The sequence below is a fragment of the Musicola paradisiaca NCPPB 2511 genome (genome assembly GCF_000400505.1).
Lineage (GTDB): Bacteria > Pseudomonadota > Gammaproteobacteria > Enterobacterales > Enterobacteriaceae > Musicola > Musicola paradisiaca.
In genome coordinates this window covers 1,596,433-1,613,760 of the sequence record NZ_CM001857.1, presented here as the reverse complement: position 1 = coordinate 1,613,760, position 17,328 = coordinate 1,596,433, and the positions used below count along the sequence as shown (strand labels likewise).

Annotated in this window: 16 protein-coding genes; 8 read left to right on the top strand and 8 right to left on the bottom strand. The window is 49.1% G+C overall.

Features of this window, described 5'->3' with window-relative positions; all coding sequences use genetic code 11:
* Positions 1 to 515: 515 nt before the first annotated feature.
* The 5 genes from DPA2511_RS07300 (at position 516) to DPA2511_RS07280 (ending at position 4,928) form a co-directional block, all read left to right on the top strand.
* Entirely contained in the window at positions 516 to 767 is a 252-nt protein-coding gene (locus DPA2511_RS07300) for a phosphopantetheine-binding protein (protein WP_012765039.1), read from the top strand.
* Between the two features lie 66 nt (positions 768 to 833).
* Complete coding sequence (locus DPA2511_RS07295) at positions 834 to 2,090, top strand: beta-ketoacyl synthase N-terminal-like domain-containing protein (RefSeq protein ID WP_012765038.1); 1,257 nt, start codon at positions 834 to 836, stop codon at positions 2,088 to 2,090.
* Positions 2,091 to 2,132: 42 nt separating this feature from the next.
* On the top strand, positions 2,133 to 3,395 hold the full coding sequence (locus DPA2511_RS07290) for a hydroxymethylglutaryl-CoA synthase family protein (protein ID WP_012765037.1): 1,263 nt from the start codon (positions 2,133 to 2,135) through the stop codon (positions 3,393 to 3,395).
* A complete protein-coding gene (locus DPA2511_RS07285) occupies positions 3,386 to 4,174 on the top strand; it encodes an enoyl-CoA hydratase/isomerase (RefSeq protein WP_012765036.1) in 789 nt (262 codons plus the stop codon). The genes DPA2511_RS07290 and DPA2511_RS07285 overlap by 10 nt, the downstream gene beginning before the upstream one ends.
* Positions 4,175 to 4,178: 4 nt before the next feature.
* A complete protein-coding gene (locus tag DPA2511_RS07280) occupies positions 4,179 to 4,928 on the top strand; it encodes a polyketide synthase (protein ID WP_012765035.1) in 750 nt (249 codons plus the stop codon).
* A gap of 262 nt (positions 4,929 to 5,190) precedes the next feature.
* Here the strand turns inward: DPA2511_RS07280 and DPA2511_RS07275 are convergent, their stop codons facing one another.
* Both DPA2511_RS07275 and DPA2511_RS24220 read right to left on the bottom strand, forming a co-directional pair.
* A complete protein-coding gene (locus tag DPA2511_RS07275; protein WP_012765034.1) occupies positions 5,191 to 5,799 on the bottom strand; it encodes a LysE family translocator in 609 nt (202 codons plus the stop codon).
* Between the two features lie 996 nt (positions 5,800 to 6,795).
* Entirely contained in the window at positions 6,796 to 7,107 is a 312-nt protein-coding gene (locus tag DPA2511_RS24220; protein ID WP_012765033.1) for a hypothetical protein, read from the bottom strand.
* A 226-nt stretch (positions 7,108 to 7,333) separates the two neighbouring features.
* On the opposite strand from DPA2511_RS24220, the gene DPA2511_RS07265 reads away from it, so the two are divergent.
* On the top strand, positions 7,334 to 7,672 hold the full coding sequence (locus DPA2511_RS07265; protein WP_153247082.1) for a hypothetical protein: 339 nt from the start codon (positions 7,334 to 7,336) through the stop codon (positions 7,670 to 7,672).
* Positions 7,673 to 7,976: 304 nt separating this feature from the next.
* Positions 7,977 to 8,864 (top strand): LysR family transcriptional regulator, encoded by an 888-nt coding sequence (locus tag DPA2511_RS07260; RefSeq protein ID WP_012765032.1) that lies wholly within the window; start codon positions 7,977 to 7,979, stop codon positions 8,862 to 8,864.
* A gap of 62 nt (positions 8,865 to 8,926) precedes the next feature.
* Here DPA2511_RS07260 and DPA2511_RS07255 read toward each other — a convergent pair whose 3' ends face one another.
* Positions 8,927 to 9,763, bottom strand: coding sequence for an MBL fold metallo-hydrolase (locus DPA2511_RS07255; RefSeq protein WP_012765031.1), 837 nt, complete (start codon positions 9,761 to 9,763; stop codon positions 8,927 to 8,929).
* Between the two features lie 82 nt (positions 9,764 to 9,845).
* A complete protein-coding gene (locus DPA2511_RS21255; protein WP_012765030.1) occupies positions 9,846 to 10,100 on the bottom strand; it encodes a hypothetical protein in 255 nt (84 codons plus the stop codon).
* 619 nt (positions 10,101 to 10,719) lie between these two features.
* Here DPA2511_RS21255 and DPA2511_RS07245 point away from each other — a divergent pair.
* Positions 10,720 to 11,469 (top strand): SDR family oxidoreductase, encoded by a 750-nt coding sequence (locus tag DPA2511_RS07245; RefSeq protein WP_012765028.1) that lies wholly within the window; start codon positions 10,720 to 10,722, stop codon positions 11,467 to 11,469.
* Between the two features lie 89 nt (positions 11,470 to 11,558).
* On the opposite strand, the gene DPA2511_RS07240 is transcribed toward DPA2511_RS07245, so the two are convergent.
* The 4 genes from DPA2511_RS07240 to DPA2511_RS07225 all read right to left on the bottom strand — a co-directional run bounded on the left by DPA2511_RS07240 (position 11,559) and on the right by DPA2511_RS07225 (position 17,284).
* On the bottom strand, positions 11,559 to 12,683 hold the full coding sequence (locus tag DPA2511_RS07240; protein ID WP_012765027.1) for a ribosomal protein uL16 3-hydroxylase: 1,125 nt from the start codon (positions 12,681 to 12,683) through the stop codon (positions 11,559 to 11,561).
* Between the two features lie 205 nt (positions 12,684 to 12,888).
* The gene (locus tag DPA2511_RS07235; RefSeq protein WP_012765026.1) at positions 12,889 to 14,283 is read right to left on the bottom strand and encodes a glycoside hydrolase family 1 protein; all 1,395 of its coding nucleotides are present in this window, start codon (positions 14,281 to 14,283) and stop codon (positions 12,889 to 12,891) included.
* 258 nt (positions 14,284 to 14,541) lie between these two features.
* Positions 14,542 to 15,372, bottom strand: a complete 831-nt coding sequence (gene licT / locus DPA2511_RS07230; RefSeq protein ID WP_012765025.1) for a BglG family transcription antiterminator LicT — start codon at positions 15,370 to 15,372, stop codon at positions 14,542 to 14,544.
* A 34-nt stretch (positions 15,373 to 15,406) separates the two neighbouring features.
* The gene (locus tag DPA2511_RS07225; RefSeq protein ID WP_012765024.1) at positions 15,407 to 17,284 is read right to left on the bottom strand and encodes a beta-glucoside-specific PTS transporter subunit IIABC; all 1,878 of its coding nucleotides are present in this window, start codon (positions 17,282 to 17,284) and stop codon (positions 15,407 to 15,409) included.
* Between the last annotated feature and the right edge of the window lie 44 nt (positions 17,285 to 17,328).

The window sequence follows — 17,328 nt, the reverse complement described above, 5'->3', positions numbered from 1 at the left end:
CCGAATAAGGTTCAGCACATTATGACAAAAATCAGTCTATCCCTTATAGGGAGCATGAAAGGCATGGGCTTGCTGAGTATAAAAGTCAGTGTTTAGCTTTTATTGATAAAAACACTGATTGACACGTCTTTCTTCGCTGATATAGAGTTACTTGAAACGTTAATCATAAGTTAAATAGATAATGGCGAGATAAAGCCACAGATAAAGTCACTTTGATTTATCCCAAGCGGAACATCTATATCAAAAATAACTCAAGTTGTAGAAATACGACGACAGCGAATATTTTGCTCTGACTGAAATATGCTTACAAAAAGGTAAACGAGGAAAGCCGGCACACATACAACGAACAAATATGACGGGTATAACCATTAAAGCAAATAATAAAAACAACTGGTTATATGAACGGATTTCATTGATCAGCCGATAAAATAGTTCTGACAATTTTATTTGTAGATAACTTTCTCTACCTATAACTATTGTTAATCAGCCAGTCAAATACAAGGAAGGAGCATCATATGAGCCACAAGAGTAAAGACCATATTTTCAATATCATCGTGCATAACCTCCAGGAAACCCTCCCTTATCTGGATACCAGTACCATTACGCTGGAGCAGAGCATGAAAGACTTAGGAGCCAATTCCATTGACCGGGCTGATGTTCTGCTCTCGAGTATGGAAGCCCTTGATCTCATCTTCCCTCTCCATGAAGCCGGCGCGCTCAAAAGCATCGGAGAATTAGTGGATTTCCTGCACGCCAAAACACAGTAGCCATCCACAACACGATGTTGATCTTTTGGCGAAGAGGATCTTTCAGTGAGTCAAAGCAGGATGCGTATGAAGAACAATGTCGTTGTGACCGGCTTAGGCGTAGCCGCTGCAAATGGGATCGGAATACCCGCTTTTACTCAAGCACTAAAAGCAGGTATCAGTGGGATCAACAGGCATACCAACGAATTTCCAGAAATCAAGGCAAGCCTGGCTGATTACAACTACAAAGCAGCATTGGCGTCTTTATCTCTCACACAGGAAGAGCTAAGCGATGCTTTACGCCTGGGGGCCAGAGTACCGTTGAGTACCCAGGTGTCACTCGCAACTGCACGTGAAGCCTGGCGTGATGCCTTTGCAGACGAATGCCCTTACCCTCCGGAACAAAGAGGAATCATCATTGCCGGGCATAACATCGAGCAAAAATATCAATATCAAATCCGGCAATCCTTTATCGACCACCCCGAGTTCGTTCCTGCCAGTTATGCGTTGTACTTTATGGACACAAATCAGGTAGGCCTGCTCAGTGAGCTTTTAACCATCCGTGGAGAAGGCTGTACGGTTGGCGGTGCGTCAGCCAGTGGAAATTCCGGCATTATCCAGGCATACAGGCAAGTTGCATCAGGCATCACCCAATGCTGTCTGGTCGTCGGAGCCATGGCAGATTTATCCCCTCCAGAGATACAGGCATTCAAAAACAGCGGTGCCCTGCTAACCCAAAGCGACGCGAGTGACCCAACGCAGCTCTGCCGCCCTTTTGATCAGGATCGACAAGGATTTGTTTACGGTCAAGGGTGTGCCTGCCTGTTGCTGGAAAATGAACAAAGCGCCCGTGAACGCCACGCACCGATTTGGGGGCGAATTCTTGGTGGCAGTATCTGTCTGGATGCTAATCGCGGCAGTAATCCCAGCGGTGAAGGCGAGTCCCGGGTGATGCAACAGGCACTGCTGACCGCCAGTTGCCCCTATGATGCGGTTAACTATATCAATACGCATGGCACCAGTTCACTGATGGGGGATGAAACTGAAATCGCCGCCATCAAGCATGTTTTTGGTTCTTATCATCGACAGATTTGGCTCAATTCAACCAAAAGCCTCACGGGGCACTGCCTGTATGCCGCCGCTACCGTAGAAGCGGTAGCAACATTGATACAAATGAAAGAGCGCTTTCTTCATCCAAACTTGAACCTCGAAACCCCCATCAATAATGAATGCCGTTTTGTCGGGCAACATGCTCAACAGCAGGAAATCAAAGTCGCGTTGAATAATGCCTTCGGTTTCGGCGGCATCAATACCTGTGTCGTGTTGGAGCATGCCAGCTCATAGCGGCTCATCCATTTCACCTACATCTAACGAAAGAGGGACCTTATGATTTCCGTTGGCATTGAAGCGATAAACGCCTTTTGCGGTACAAGCTACATTAATGTCAGAGATCTGGCGCAACATCGCCAGCTAGACATGTCCCGTTTTGACAATCTGTTGATGAAGCAGAAAACAGTGAGTTTGCCTTGTGAAGATCCGGTCAGCTTTGCCGTCAATGCAGCAAAACCTATTCTGGATGCGTTAAGTGAGGCGGAAAAAAACAGCATTGAACTGTTGATCACCTGTACCGAATCGGGAATCGACTTCGGCAAGTCAATCAGTACCTATGTTCACCACTATCTGGGGCTAAAACGAAACTGTCGTCTGTTCGAACTGAAAACAGCTTGTTACTCTGGCGTTGCCGGTTTGCAAATGGCTGTCAATACCATCCTTTCCCAGACATCGCCCGGCAGCAAAGCTTTAGTTATTGCCACAGATATGACGCGCTTTATTCTGGAAGAAGAAAACGGCGACCACACCAGCCAGGACTGGTCTTTTGCCGAGCCGAGCGGTGGTTCCGGCGCTGTTGCCATGCTGGTCAGCGACACCCCCCACGTTTTTCAGATCGATGTCGGTGCAAACGGCTATTACGGTTATGAAGTGATGGATACATGCAGACCTGTCCCGGATAAAGAAACCGGTGATTCGGATTTGTCATTACTGGCTTATCTGGAATGCTGTGAAAAAGCCTATCTGGAGTACGAAAAACGCGTTGCCGGCATTGATTATGCCAACACATTTGGTTATCTGGCGTTCCATACCCCCTTTGGTGGAATGGTCAAAGGCGCTCACCGTAACATGATGCGTAAACTGGTTCGCGCCACTCCTCAGGATACAGAAGCCGATTTTAATCGTCGCGTGACCCCTGGGCTGATTTATTGCCAGCGCGTCGGGAATATTATGGGGGCAACATTAGCACTGTCTCTGCTCAGCACCCTGTCACATGCAGATATTCAATCCCCGCAGCGGATTGGGTGCTTTTCTTACGGTTCTGGATGTTGTTCTGAATTTTTCAGTGGCGTCGTTACCCCTGAAAGCGGCCAGCGTGTCAGACAGATGCAAATCGGGGCTCAGCTTGACAGACGCCGCGAACTGACGATGAGTGAATATGACGCGCTGCTTTACGGCAACCAGTGGGTTCGCTTTGGAATCAAAAATGTCACGCTGGATCTGGACAGCTTTCCCCAGATCCATTCAGGTTCCCAGGAGGCTCATCATCTCGTACTGAGCCGAATCAACGAATTTCATCGTGAATATGAATGGGTCTGACAATGTCATCTTATCAAACAATCCGGTTGAGACAGGAAGGATCCGTGTTGTACTTGCAGATATACCGACCTGAAGCCAATAACACCATCAATGAAAACTTTGCCATAGAGTGCCGGGAAGCTATCCGACGATACCGGGATAAAATCAGTATTTTAGTCGTTGAAGGATTACCGGAAGTCTTTTGCTTTGGCGCTGATTTGCAGGCAATAGAACAAGGCAACATTGCCGGAAACAGCAGTGGTGGTCGCCCCCAGGATCCAGAGATCCTTTATGACGTCTGGCAAGATATGATGAGCGGGCCTTATATCAGCATCGCCCATGTCAGAGGTAAAGCCAACGCTGGAGGGATAGGTTTCGTTGCTGCCAGTGATATCGTCATTGCAGACACGAAAGCCATGTTCAGCCTGTCTGAAATGTTGTTCGGTTTGCTTCCGGCCTGTGTACTTCCCTTTCTGGTACACAAGATAGGAAAACAAAAAGCTCACTATATGACGTTAATGACCAAACCCGTGTCAACAGAACAAGCTCACAACTGGGGCTTGGTTGACGATTACGGTGACGACAGTGAATTGATCCTCAAAAAGCATATACAACGGCTCAACTGTTTATCAAAACGAGCTATTTCCCGCTACAAATCATATATGAGTGAGCTGGATACTATCACCCGTGACCAGAAATCCGCAGCCCTGGCACTGAATGTGGAAATTTTTTCCGATCAGGAAAACCTCGGCAAAATATCCCGTTACATCCAAACGGGAAAATACCCTTGGGAGGCATAACGAAATGTCCACAGATGTCATTGAGTTTCAGGAAATAGAACCGGGAATCGCCCACATAAAAATGCAGGACAAGGTCTATAAAAATACATTCTCCCGCGCATTGATCCAACAGTTGATCCAGACGTTCAAACATATCGAAACGTCAGAACAATACAAAGCGGTCATTCTGACAGGTTACGACAGTTATTTTGCTACAGGAGGAACACAGGAAGACCTGTTTGCCTTACAGGCAGGAAAAGGAAAATTCACAGATACCAACATTTACAGTTTACCTCTGGAGTGCCCGATTCCGGTCATCTCCGCTATGCAGGGGCACGCTGTCGGAGGTGGATTGGTGATGGGGCTATTTGCCGACTTTGTAATTATGAGCCAGGAAAGTATTTATACCGCCAATTTTATGAAATATGGCTTCACTCCCGGCATGGGCGGAACACTTATTGTTCCCGAAAAGCTGGGACTGGCTCTGGGACAAGAGATGCTGATGCTGGGTAATAACTATCGGGGTGAAGAATTGAAGCAGCGAGGAATTCCTTTCCCGGTTTACCCAAGAGAACAGGTTGCAGAAGCGGCCTTGTCCAGGGCCAGAGATTTGGTTAAAAAACCACGGACGTCCCTCATCACGTTAAAAGATCATCTGACTCAGCATCTTCGCGCCAGATTACCAGAATACACCGCGCAGGAAGTTATCATGCATGAGAAGACCTTTTTTCAGCAGGAAGTCAAACAAAACATCGCCAGACTATTCAGCAATTAAGTCAATGCAGCACACCTTCCCCCAAAATAAGGAAATATTGACCACCGGGCTTTATTGAATAAATCGACCTTTTGGCCGCAATTAATATCAGTTCACTCGCTATTCCTGGCGATCTCCCACCGAACTGGACACATAAAAAATGCGGAATCAGCCACTGCTTTTATTTTTCCGCGCTTTGTGGTCAAACCGCTTATCGGGTTATTGGCCGACAATTTTCCGAAAAGCGGCAACCTCAAGCTGACGGCTGTAAACCCGCTCTTCACTAAAACATGATTGACACTGATTTATAAAACATTGAAGCAGCAAAGAGAGAGATGACGAGTGAAGCACCGCGATAAAACAACGTTGGTTTTAATCTGTATTGACTTGAAGCGTCACTGAGATTAATCAACGTGCCGGAGTAAACCCAGATAAAAGAAATTGGCAACAATGCCAACAACAAACAGAGCATCGCATAAATATAACTATCCTGATATATAAAAGCCGTTGGAGGGATGATGGAATCAGCGAACAAAAAGGCCTTGGGGTTAAGTAAGGTTGTGATAAAGACTGTACTGAACGTGATTTTGCCGCTGGTTTGATGAAGCGAAAATCGCCACACTTTTATCGCCAAATAAGCGACATAAAATGCCGAGCAAAATTTAATGACGACCAGCATCACATTTCCATGTTGAGCTAAATAGGAAAACAACAGCCCCCATGCAGAGACTGCCAATAGATATCCAAGCCATTCTGATAAAATCAACGTTATGCTTTTAACAAAACCTTGAGTATAACCAGAGCAAAAAAGCAATGTATTGGTCGGCCCTGGAATAATCAAAAATAACGCGATGTATAATACAATCTTTATATATTCATTTCCCTGAATCATTGGGTATTACCTCCATTAAAGCCAATAGCGTTTGTTTGGATGTTGTTCCGAGATCAGTATTTCAATACAATCTGTTCCCTAAACAAAACCACTGCCTTTCGATACCGTCATACTTCAAGTTGCAGGTGCATTGGCTTTATTACTCGGCCCATCCCTGAACCTCGCACCTGCGGGGCCGCGGTAAACTGCGTTCAACGCTGCGCCCGGCAGCATTGCCGTTCACTCGTATCACTTATCTGAGTAAAATCATATAGATTCAATCAGTTGCTTCATCACAAGGCACATAATGAACCTTGCTCTGAAAAACCAACGCATAGCGTTGCTCAACACACGAGCGTGTGTCCTTAATTCGAATTATTTAGAATACATCTTTATTTATGGCCAAACCGGAATCTGATAACTCAAATCCATGAGTCGATACATTGGATGCATTGCCAGCTCCCTGCACGTTCCCTGGTTCACGTAATCGCTCGGCTTACGATTAACACCAACACCCTATCTTTATAGGGAAAAAAATACACCAACACAAGGGGAATACAGCCCAAAGATAAAATTCCGTATCGGACGGGGAAATATCGCTAAAATAGAGCATTTATAAATAAATCCCGGCGTTATTATCACTAGCGCCACATTGTCATTATTTCGGTATGCAAGCATTGTTTAAATTGCCGCCAAAAACAATGCCAAAAGTTATTTCTATATGTTAAATAATTCGAATTACAGGACACACACTCGCGTGTTGAACAACACCACGGCGTTGTTGAATAAGTCGATCTTTTGCCAGCAAGCAGGATAAGATCACGTATCATCCGGACAGCATTGTATTCGTGTAATTACCAAGATACAGATGTTAAAAATCAAATCTGATCTGATTTCCACTCAAAACTGTCTGAATGTGTTGTGCGAATCGGGTAGTACCAACAGCGGATGTTATATTAATAATAGTTCGCTCAATTGACAGAAAAATCCCCTCAGCGATGAGCAAGAATATTATGTTTAAATATTTTTGAACATATCTGGCTCAACACCGAATGTTTTCACAAAATTTAACTGTGCTCGTTTCAGCAGGGGCAACTCCAATCGGAAAATCGATACTGGAAAAACGCTAAAGCGATGGCCGGTTTTAGTTGACCAATACCCTTTAATATGTGAGGCCAATTTGCCGCGCACCACAACCTTGCCATCACGCCATTTCACTTCCTGACGGATTTTAGCCACATCATCCCAGCCAGCCTCCTTAACCGCCGGCAGAATAAAGGTAGTGATGATATCCGTTTCAGTCAGGTACGTTTTGTTCACGCCAGCCATGCACCGACATTCCGCTTTTTGTCCTTCCGGATATCCCGTTTTCGCCGGTTATCCCGGCAGGCTTTTTCATTCGACGTGAATGGAATAACAGCGCTTATTCTTTTCATGTTCAGATAATAAGGGGCACCATCCGGTAAAGTAAGCGTGCGGAAGCTTCAGCAGTATTGTTGCTCTTTTCAACGATTTCTATTCAATGCGGATCGATACCTGCCAGCAGCAAGACGCTATGAATAAGCTGCTGGCATTAATCATGATACTCAATCCCGTATGTCATCGATGCAGGCGTAGCATACTTGATAGAGACGATAGCGCGGAGATTAGGCAGGCAAGCCAAGCATCAGCACTTCTTCGGGGCTGGCGACAACGGGAGAACGCGGTGCTTGCTGAACTGAGCGCCGGCCATCAGCCGCATACCGTCACGGTTGAATGCATTTTTCAAATTACACGTCATGGAAACAGTGATACTGATATGCAGAAAATAGAAACAGACAATTTATTGATTCATCTTAAATTACGCCTTCCCTCTCCTAAAAGCGTAATTATCATGGTAATAAAAGACCAATGAATAAAATCGAGGTGCTCATCGAAAATATTGATACCCTGCCACTATTCCTATTGGGATGATGGATAGAACGGGGGAAGAATACATGAGTGACAGAGACAAAAATAAGCAGAGTCTGGTGTTAGCGTTGGCAATTCAGAATGAATAATTGTTTGACAACAAATAATACTGATACGTCCATGAGAAGGCCACACATGATCTGCATTTGCCTCTCAGAATTAGAGGTTAAACATAGTGACAAATTTAATCATACAGAATATAAATAAATTGTTGTCACGGTGAACTAATTTTAAGCACGGGGCCCCAAATGAAGCTGAGTGAACTTCTTGCGTTTGTAACAGTCGTGGAGACAGGGAACATAACCCAAGCCGCCGAGCGTCTTAATCGAGCACAATCAAGTATTTCCCACCGCATCAAAAGCCTGGAGGATAACCTGGATGTCACCTTATTAGATCGAAAAACAGACGGGTGCTCACTGACTGCGCAAGGGAAAATACTGTATGACTACGCGCTGAAAATAGTAAACCTGGCAGATGATTGTAAAAAAAACATTTCCCATTCAAAAAATAGCCAACTCAATATACGAATTGGCATCATCGAATGTTTACCCCCTTATATTGTTAGTTCACTGATCGAGCTGGGCCATAATTTAGGTTGGAACATCGATATTTCGATTGGGAACACCATAAATTTGCTCAATGCCTTTGACCAAAATGAGTTTGATGCAGTAATCATTGGAGCGGGTTTTTCAAACACGCAACATACACGTTCCATATTGCTCTCCAGCGAGCTGGTTATTATTACCGGAAAGAACTACCCGACAATTAAAGATATCTCTAGTCTGGATGGTGAAGTTTTTTTACTCAGCAGTAAAAAATGCGCCACCACGACCCGCAACTATAATGTTCTCTTCAATGAAGGGCATATCACGCCTAAGCGGATTGTCGAATGTGGCTCTTATCCCGTGTTGTTTTCCAGCATTGCTGCCGGTAAGGGCGTATCGTTAGTATTACGTTGTTCGATCAGTGGCGAGGTACAAAATAAGATAAAAATTCATGAACTCTGTGGTCAGTTTAATGACTTCAACATAGAGCTTGTCTACCGTACCGATTCACCTTATCTGGATAGCACTAAACTCAAAGGAATAATGAGTTCAGTTTTTCAGGATCCCCGGCTGTGTAATAGCGGTTATTAGAGATATCAAACGAGTCAGGTAATCGATATTTTCAGAGTAGAGTGTTCTATCTATAGTGTTAACTATTCAACATTGACGATCCCGTATCCGGATTTACGCTTTTCAATATAACCAAAGCCTTGCTCGCCAAAGTGCATACCGCCGACCAAGATCCTGTCCGAGCTAATGACATCAAGGATGCGGGAACGTGTCTCTGCCGCCATGTGAGGATCATAGTCAAAGGCGATTGCAACCTCCGGTTTCAGTAATTGAATATGTGGGAAATGAACAATATCACCCCAAATCAATAGACTATCTCGACTCCCTTCAATCCGGTACCCTGTATGTCCCGGCGTGTGGCCTTTCAGCGGGGTAGCAAAAATACCAGGAAACACCTCGCCGTTATCGATCGGACGAAGACTTTTCTGATACTTTTTAAATATACTCCGCGCTAACAGGAAATTACCCTTTACCCGGTCATTCACTACCGCGAAACTTTCATCATCTTCCAGATAATTAAACTCATCGCTATTTATGATCAATTCAGCATGAGCAAATACAACCTCACCCTTTGCGCTTAATAATCCACCCATATGATCCGGATGTGCGTGTGTCAGAAGAACAGCATCAATATCCTCAGGTTGTATATCCAGCCTGGCGAGATTGGATATCAGCCTGCCCCCCCACCCCTTAACACCGCCTGCCCCGCTATCAATAAGAATATTTTTCCCCTTCCGGTGAACCAGAAAGGTATTAATATGAACTTCGTTGAGTTCATTCACTTTCGCCTTGCGTTGAATGGTTTCGCATTCGTCCTCATCAACATTGGAAAGCATTCCAAAACCGATTTGCAAATATCCATCGCTAATTGCTGTAACCTCTATATCGCCGAGATCTCTGGTTGGAAAATCGGTACTCATTATTTGTTCCTTAGTTCTTGGCATAAATATGATTTGCTTCAAAAGAGAAACAGCGAATTCGCGCCGTGACGCCTGTTTTCTCCTAAATGAATAAATCAACCTGGTGCATAAATTCATTCAATACGGACGTGGTTCGGAAAATGTCCTGCCTGAGCCTTGCTTCGAAATAGACTGGCGTGCCAAAACCTATCTCTGCGGTGAGGTAGCTGATGTGAATATTATTTTCTTTCGCGTTCAATATCTCTTTGGCGAGACGGGCTAAGACAGTTGAAAATTCCGCAAAAGAATCTGCATCTAACCGATGGCTTGCAGACGTATAGAGCGTAATGCTGGGCATCTTATATCGACTCTCTCAGATTGATATTTAAGCCGTTGGGTTATTTTATGCTGCTTTGGCGGTTTAGAAATCCCAAAGGTGCAAATCTGTCCCCAGCGAATGGAGAAGCACCAGAGGTGTCGCATTTTCACGCCCCTGCACATCGACGTGCTGTGTTAATTTACCCGGCCGAATAAACATTTATACTCCCTATTCTTATTTTTACTTCTAGCTCGTCGATTTCACATATCTTACGCCATGAACCGACAATCTTAATTGCTGATAAACCCAATAATTTCTGCCAAACCATTGATTGGAAATATCCATACTTGAAATATCTACAATTGCCTTATTCCGTGTAATGGAAAGAAGCATTCGTATTTTTGATATTCAATCTTGCTGGCGTTACTATTATTAAAACAATTCAAAGCCCCCCTCTATCAAATAATTTCGATATGGCTATCGAATTTATTGATACGGGGTAGATGCTTAATCAAGGTACTCACAATGATGTAACGGCTTTCGCTGCTATACCCTAAATAATTCGGGTTGCAGGAAGGGCGTATATCGTTGATTATTTTATTTATTCGTATTCACTGAACGCATAATAGAAAAAACATACACCAGGAGGAGCAGCAGCATGTCCCGAAAAATCACGTTAATTACCGGAGGGTCTCGCGGCATAGGGCGTGCCACGGCGCTTTGTCTGGCGGAGAAAGGGCATCATGTCTGTATTACTTACCGAACAAGAAAGGATAACGCAGTAGACGTTATCAATGAGATCAAGAAAAAAGGTGGGCACGCGACTGCTTTTCACGTCGATATATCATCGGAAGAACAAATTACCGATATGTTCCAGCAGATAGACCAGGATCTCGGCAGAGTCTCCGGGCTGGTTAATAATGCTGGCATCATTCAGCCTCAAGCGACATTTGATCAATTAAGCTATGAACGTTTGCATACCTTATTCGCAACCAATGTTATTGGCAGCTTTCTCTGTGCCAGAGAAGCCATTAAGCGCATGTCATTCCAATATGGTGGCCACGGTGGAGGCATTGTGAATGTGTCATCTGCCGCATCACGATTAGGATCTCCATTTGAATATGTTGACTATGCCGCCTCAAAAGGCGCGATGGATACCATGACGATTGGGTTGTCCCTGGAAGTGGCCGCTCAGGGTATTAGAGTCAATGCGGTTCGGCCTGGATTCATTTATACGGAAATGCACGCAGCGGGTGGAGAACCTGGCCGGGTAGACAGGGTAAAAGATAATTTACCGATGAAACGGGGTGGGCACCCTGACGAAGTCGCTCAGGCGATCGCCTGGCTATTATCGGATGCATCATCCTACGTCACTGGAAACTTTATCGATTTAGCCGGGGGCAAATGACGATCCAAGGTATTAGCGCCACGCATCGCCACCGGGAAGGATGCCTCCGGGCACGCCATGCGCGTCCCCGGAAGCTACGCTAAACAGCATTATTCTTCGTCAAAAAACCAGTAACCCTGATTAATCAACCCGGTCAGCTCCGCGATAAACGCCGGGTTGCGCAGCGCGTCGCCCAACTCGTGCTGGCCGAGCGTGGTGTAGCGGCACAAAGCATCCGCCGCATCCGGCTCGCACGTCTCCCAGCGTTCGCTATTCACAAAAAAGCTGTCGTCGATATGCAGCACCCGCAGCCCGCTCAGGCGGGTGAGCGCTTCGCCGGACATCAACACATCAGCCACTTCATCCGGGGCATAGGGGGGCTGAGCCGGCGCAATATCCAGCTCGTGACGCGGCGTCGTGGCGAAGCGGCCGAACCACTGCGTAAAGTCCTCCGGCTGATTAATCATCTCGATCATCATCCCGCGCAGGCGCTCAAGCTCATACGCCTCAACCCGCCCAGGATGCGCCCGACAGGTTAAATCAGGATCGCTGTAATGTTCGCCGCCAAGGTCATTTTCCAGCGCATAGTCGGCAAAACTGCTGATTAAATCCCTGCCGTTAGGCCCACGGAAGCCCACAGAATAGTTGAGCGCGGTTTGGTGAGTAATGCCGTCGTGCGGGAAACCCGGCGGAATATATAAAATATCGCCCGGTTGCAGATCCGCATCGATGATCGGCGTGAACGGGTCGACATGCAGCAGCGCCGGATGCGGACAGAACTGCCGCATCGGCAATTTATCGCCGACGCGCCAGCGACGGCTGCCCATGCCCTGAATGATAAACACATCGTACTGATCGATATGCGGCCCAACCCCCCCGCCCGGTACCGAGAACGAGATCATCAGGTCATCCAGACGCCAGTCCGGCAGTACGCGAAACGGACGCACCAGTTCCGCCGACGGCGCATGCCAGTGGTTGACCGCCTGCGCCAGCAAAGACCAATTGCTCTCGCCCAGGTCATCAAAGTGTTCAAACGGCCCGTTGCTGGCTTGCCACTGGCCATTGATATGGCTGACCAGACGGCTGTCGACTTCCACTTCCATCGCCAGCCCCGCCAGTTCATCCGGCGTAATCGGATCGACAAAGTTCGGAAAGGCATTTTTTAATACAACCGGTTGTTTCTGCCAGTATTTTTCCAGAAACTCAGGCCAGTTAAGATTCAGTTGATAAGCCATGCTACACACCCGTGAGAAAAAACAGGCCCGATTATAAAAGGATGAATAATCGGGCCGCTTTGTCATTGGTCAAGGCGCGGTGCTTAGCCGGTAACAATGCCAGTCTGGCAGGCAGCAACAAGGTGTGCGGTTAACCGCTCATCACCGCAAAACGGCACGACGCCCGGCACAGTGAACCGCTAACGAAGCGCATTGCCGACGCCCTTCACGCCAAACTGCCGCCGTTACTCTTAATCACTTGCTGATACCAAAAGAAACTCTGTTTGCGGCGGCGTTCCAGCGTTCCCTGCCCGTCGTCGTCACGATCGACGTAAATGAATCCGTAGCGCTTCGACATCTGCGCCGTCCCGGCGCTGACCAGATCGATCGGCCCCCAGCTGGTGTAGCCCAGCAGATCGACGCCGTCGGCAATCGCTTCCCGCACCTGAATCAGATGTTCCTTCAGATACTGGATGCGGTAATCGTCATGAATAGTGCCGTCGGCTTGCGGCACATCTTTCGCACCCAGGCCGTTTTCAACGATAAACAGCGGCTTCTGATAACGGTCGTGCAATTCATTGAGCAGGTAACGCAGCCCTTCCGGGTCAATCTGCCAACCCCATTCGGAACTGGCGAGATGCGGGTTAGGGATCATCTTCATGATATTGCCCCGCGAGGTGGGGTATTGCTCCGGTTCCGCCGCCGCACAGCCGCTCATGTAGTAACTGAAGGAAATGAAATCAACGGTTTCCCGCAGGTCGGCGCTATCCTGTTCCGTCATCTGCACATGGATATCGTTTTCCCGGAAATAGCGTTGGATCCAGTTCGGATAAGCTCCCCGAGCCTGTACATCGCCGAAAAACAGCCATTCGCGGTTAACGCTCTGGGCTTTCAACACATCCGCCGGCTTACAGGTGATGGGGTAGCGCACGCCGCCCAACAACATATTGCCGATTTTCGCATCGGGAATGATTTCGTGGCAGGCTTTCACCGCCCGTGCGCTGGCCACCAACTGATGATGAATAGCCTGATAAATCGCCTGTTTCGTCCGCTCGCCCCGCAGCCCGACACCGGTAAAGGGCGCGTGCAGCGCCATATTGATCTCATTGAAGGTCAGCCAGTATTTCACCTTATCGCGATAACGGGAAAACACAGTGCGCGCATAACGTTCGAAGCAGGCGATCGTCTCACGGCCGCCCCAACCGTCATACTTCTCCACCAACCCATACGGCATCTCGTAGTGCGACAGCGTGATCAACGGTTGGATACCGTGACGGATCATCTCATCGAATAGCCGATCATAAAAACCGAGCCCGGCTTCGTTTGGCTCAGTCTCATCCCCGTTGGGATAGATGCGCGTCCAGGCGATCGAGGTACGCAGCACCTTGAACCCCATTTCGGCGAAAAGCTGAATATCCTCGGGATAGCGGTGATAAAAATCGATAGCGACATCCTTGATATTGGCGGGCCGATTCGCACGCTCAACCGCGTGGCCATGTACGCCTTGCGGTTGCAGATCGGACGTGGAAACCCCCTTGCCCGCGTCGTCCCAGGCGCCCTCCACCTGATTGGCCGCCATAGAGCCGCCCCACAAAAACCCGTCCGGAAATGTTTTTTGCATCGAGATTCTCCTCATCATGACGCCGCCATCGATACAACAGGCACGTTGTCGATGACCGGCGGTTGACATCTTTCCTCGGCGGCACACCTCGCCGCCGCATAAACCGAACAGCTGTCGCTTCGCCATACGGCCGTCTCAAGCCCGCCCGCGCAGGAAACCTGACCCGCAACCGGTGCGACCTTCACATTCGATACCCTGCGGACGATAGCACCTGAAAACCTGGCCGCGCACCGGTGCGGTGCGGCGCGACCAATGGCCTCAACGCCCCCGCAAACGATTGATATGCATGGTCAGAAACATGATTTCATCCGTCGTCAGCGGGCACTGGTAGTGTTTTTCAACATAGTCATTCACCTTGATCGCGCTGGCATAGGCTTTGGGCATCAATTCCCTGATGCCCTGATAGATGCTGTCGTCTGCAAACGTGACCGTACTTCGGTTGAGCAAACGCAGCGCAAAAAACTTCAAATGCGTCACAAAGCGCTGATAATCCAGCGATGATTCGTCATAGGTGATACGCAGGTCATACTTGAGGATGGTCAGCACATCCTTGATGATGGCGGCACTTTGCATCGTGCTTTGCATATCACTGTTATTTCTGGCGTTGGCCAGGTGCAACGCGATGAATCCGGCTTCATCCTCCGGCAAAGGGATCGCCAGACGTTCTTCAATCAGCGCTAATGCCTCCCTGCCGACGGCAAATTCAGGTGCGTAAAAACGCTTGATATCCCACAGCAAAAAATTCCTGATTTCCACGCCATGCTTATGCCGCTGGATGGCGAAGTTAATGTGATCGCTGAGCGACAGGAACAACGTATCCTGCACGGTGATGGACAACCGCTGTTGCGCCAGCGTGATGATTTGCTGGGCGACAGCCAGATACTGCGGCGGGATCTCGGCCAACAGGCGGGACAATACCTCGGTCAGTCCGGCTGATTTTTTAACGAACTGGCTCTCTATCTGGCTGGCGTCAACGCGATCGCCCGGTTTTTTCCCAAAACCTATTCCCCGGCCGATCGCGACGATCTCCTCCTCGTTTTCATTGAGAAGCAGAACTGCGTTATTGCTGAGCACTTTTTCCACTTTCATCACAGTCATCTCGCCAGTACACGACGTCACCCCTTCAGGATAACGCGATAATGGTTTCGCCGACCTTCGGCTGCGGCGCCATGGGGTAGTCAACGGCGCGATAATCGTCGGCATTGATAACGATGACCGGCGTGGTGGTGTCATAACCGGCGGCCTTTATCGCCGCGAGATCAAACTCCAGCAACAACTGCCCTCGGCTGACCCATTCACCCTGCGCCACCTTCATCCGATAATGACGACCCTCCAACTGCACGGTGTCGATGCCGACGTGAACCAGCACTTCGGCGCCGGAACGGGAACGCAGCCCAATCGCATGTCCGCTGGCATAGACATTCACCACCTGGCCCTCCAGCGGCGAATACACGCAGCCTTCCTGCGGCCGGATAGCGACGCCCGGCCCAACGATACCGGAGGAAAACACCTTGTCATCCACCGCGCTCAACGGAATGACTTCCCCCTGAATCGGCAAGCCCAGATTCTCGGCCACCGCGGCGCGTTTGCGCGCCGGCGCCGGCTGCATCGTTATCGCGGGTTCGCCCGCCGTCTCCGCCGCCGGTTTGCTGTCTTCAAACCCCACCAGCAGCGTTAACACCAGGCTGACCCCAAACGCGATGGCGCACCCCAGCACGAAACCGATAAACCCATCGCCGTAGAAAATCGGCAGCGTCAGCAGGCTCGGCATGCCCATCGAAATCGCCGAACTCTTCGCATACCCGACCACCCCGCCGCCAATCGCCGCCGCAATCACGGCGCAAATAAACGGCTTTTTCAATTTCAGCGTGACGCCGTAGACCCCCGGCTCGGTGATGCCGAACAACGACGCCACGAAGGTACTTCCCGCCAGCGCCCGCAGCTTGGTATCCCGGGTGCGCAGCATCACCGCCAGCAACGCGCCGGACTGGGCAAACACCGACGGGCTGGACGATGCCTTAAGGAAACTGCGGCCCATCACCGACAGATCGTTGATAAACACGCTGACAAACCCCCAGTGCACGCCGAAAATCACCAAAATCTGCCAGGCCGCGGCAATCAGCGCGCTGGCCAGAATCGGGTTAAATTCATAAATGGTGACGAATACCGAGGCCACCAGCTTACTGACGCTGATGCCTACCGGCCCGATCGTCATCAGCGTCAGCGGCACCATAACCACCAGCAACATGCACGGTGTCAGAATATTGCGCACGCTTTCATGGATCCGTCGGTTGAGAAAGCGCTCGGCGTGGGACATCACCCACACGGCAAGAATGATCGGCAACACCGACGAGGTGTATTTCATCATCACCACCGGCATGCCGAGGAATGTCACCGCACGGCCGGCGTCGAACAACCCCTGGATGGTCGGGTAGACCAGCGCGCCGGCGATCGAGACCGCGACGAAAATATTGGTGTCAAACTTGCGTGCCGAGGTGATGGCCAGCAACATCGGCAAGAAATAGAACAGGCTGTCGGAAGCCGCATGCAGAATGACGAAGGTGCTGTCCTTGCCGTTGAGCCACCCCAGCGCCAGCACGATAGCCAATACCCCTTTCAGCACCCCGGCCGCCGCCATTGCGCCTAACAACGGCGTAAAAATCGAGGACACCAGGTCGATCAATTTGCCCAGCACGGAACCGTTGCCGGTTGACGTCCCCGCCGTGTTGCGGTCGCCGGGGCTATCATTCAACAGGCCGGAAATAGCGCCGAACGCCCGATACACCTCGGGAACGCGGTTGCCGATCACCACCTGGAACTGTCCGGCGCTGTTGACGGTGGTCACGACCCCGTCAAGCGCTTCGATCTCACACACATCCATTGGGCTGATGGCGGTACGCAACGTAAACCGCAGGCGCGTGGCGCAATGCACCAGCGTGGCGACGTTGTCCTCGCCGCCCACCAACCTCAGTAGGTCTCGGGCAAGAGATTGAGTATTCATGGTTATCCCCTTGTTCACCATTGACGCTCGGTTTTTTCGTCCTT

What these genes read in the sequence shown, in the direction of transcription:
- DPA2511_RS07285 (WP_012765036.1), top strand. Translation starts at nt 3,386, where the DNA reads ATGGGTCTGACAATGTCATCTTATCAAACAATCCGGTTGAGACAGGAA.
- DPA2511_RS07295 (WP_012765038.1), top strand. Translation starts at nt 834, where the DNA reads ATGAAGAACAATGTCGTTGTGACCGGCTTAGGCGTAGCCGCTGCAAAT.
- DPA2511_RS07300 (WP_012765039.1), top strand. Translation starts at nt 516, where the DNA reads ATGAGCCACAAGAGTAAAGACCATATTTTCAATATCATCGTGCATAAC.
- DPA2511_RS07275 (WP_012765034.1), bottom strand. Translation starts at nt 5,799, where the DNA reads ATGATTCAGGGAAATGAATATATAAAGATTGTATTATACATCGCGTTA.
- DPA2511_RS21255 (WP_012765030.1), bottom strand. Translation starts at nt 10,100, where the DNA reads ATGCCCAGCATTACGCTCTATACGTCTGCAAGCCATCGGTTAGATGCA.
- DPA2511_RS07235 (WP_012765026.1), bottom strand. Translation starts at nt 14,283, where the DNA reads ATGCAAAAAACATTTCCGGACGGGTTTTTGTGGGGCGGCTCTATGGCG.
- DPA2511_RS07260 (WP_012765032.1), top strand. Translation starts at nt 7,977, where the DNA reads ATGAAGCTGAGTGAACTTCTTGCGTTTGTAACAGTCGTGGAGACAGGG.
- DPA2511_RS07240 (WP_012765027.1), bottom strand. Translation starts at nt 12,683, where the DNA reads ATGGCTTATCAACTGAATCTTAACTGGCCTGAGTTTCTGGAAAAATAC.
- DPA2511_RS07245 (WP_012765028.1), top strand. Translation starts at nt 10,720, where the DNA reads ATGTCCCGAAAAATCACGTTAATTACCGGAGGGTCTCGCGGCATAGGG.
- licT (WP_012765025.1), bottom strand. Translation starts at nt 15,372, where the DNA reads ATGAAAGTGGAAAAAGTGCTCAGCAATAACGCAGTTCTGCTTCTCAAT.
- DPA2511_RS07225 (WP_012765024.1), bottom strand. Translation starts at nt 17,284, where the DNA reads ATGAATACTCAATCTCTTGCCCGAGACCTACTGAGGTTGGTGGGCGGC.
- DPA2511_RS07265 (WP_153247082.1), top strand. Translation starts at nt 7,334, where the DNA reads ATGAATAAGCTGCTGGCATTAATCATGATACTCAATCCCGTATGTCAT.
- DPA2511_RS07280 (WP_012765035.1), top strand. Translation starts at nt 4,179, where the DNA reads ATGTCCACAGATGTCATTGAGTTTCAGGAAATAGAACCGGGAATCGCC.
- DPA2511_RS24220 (WP_012765033.1), bottom strand. Translation starts at nt 7,107, where the DNA reads ATGGCTGGCGTGAACAAAACGTACCTGACTGAAACGGATATCATCACT.
- DPA2511_RS07290 (WP_012765037.1), top strand. Translation starts at nt 2,133, where the DNA reads ATGATTTCCGTTGGCATTGAAGCGATAAACGCCTTTTGCGGTACAAGC.
- DPA2511_RS07255 (WP_012765031.1), bottom strand. Translation starts at nt 9,763, where the DNA reads ATGAGTACCGATTTTCCAACCAGAGATCTCGGCGATATAGAGGTTACA.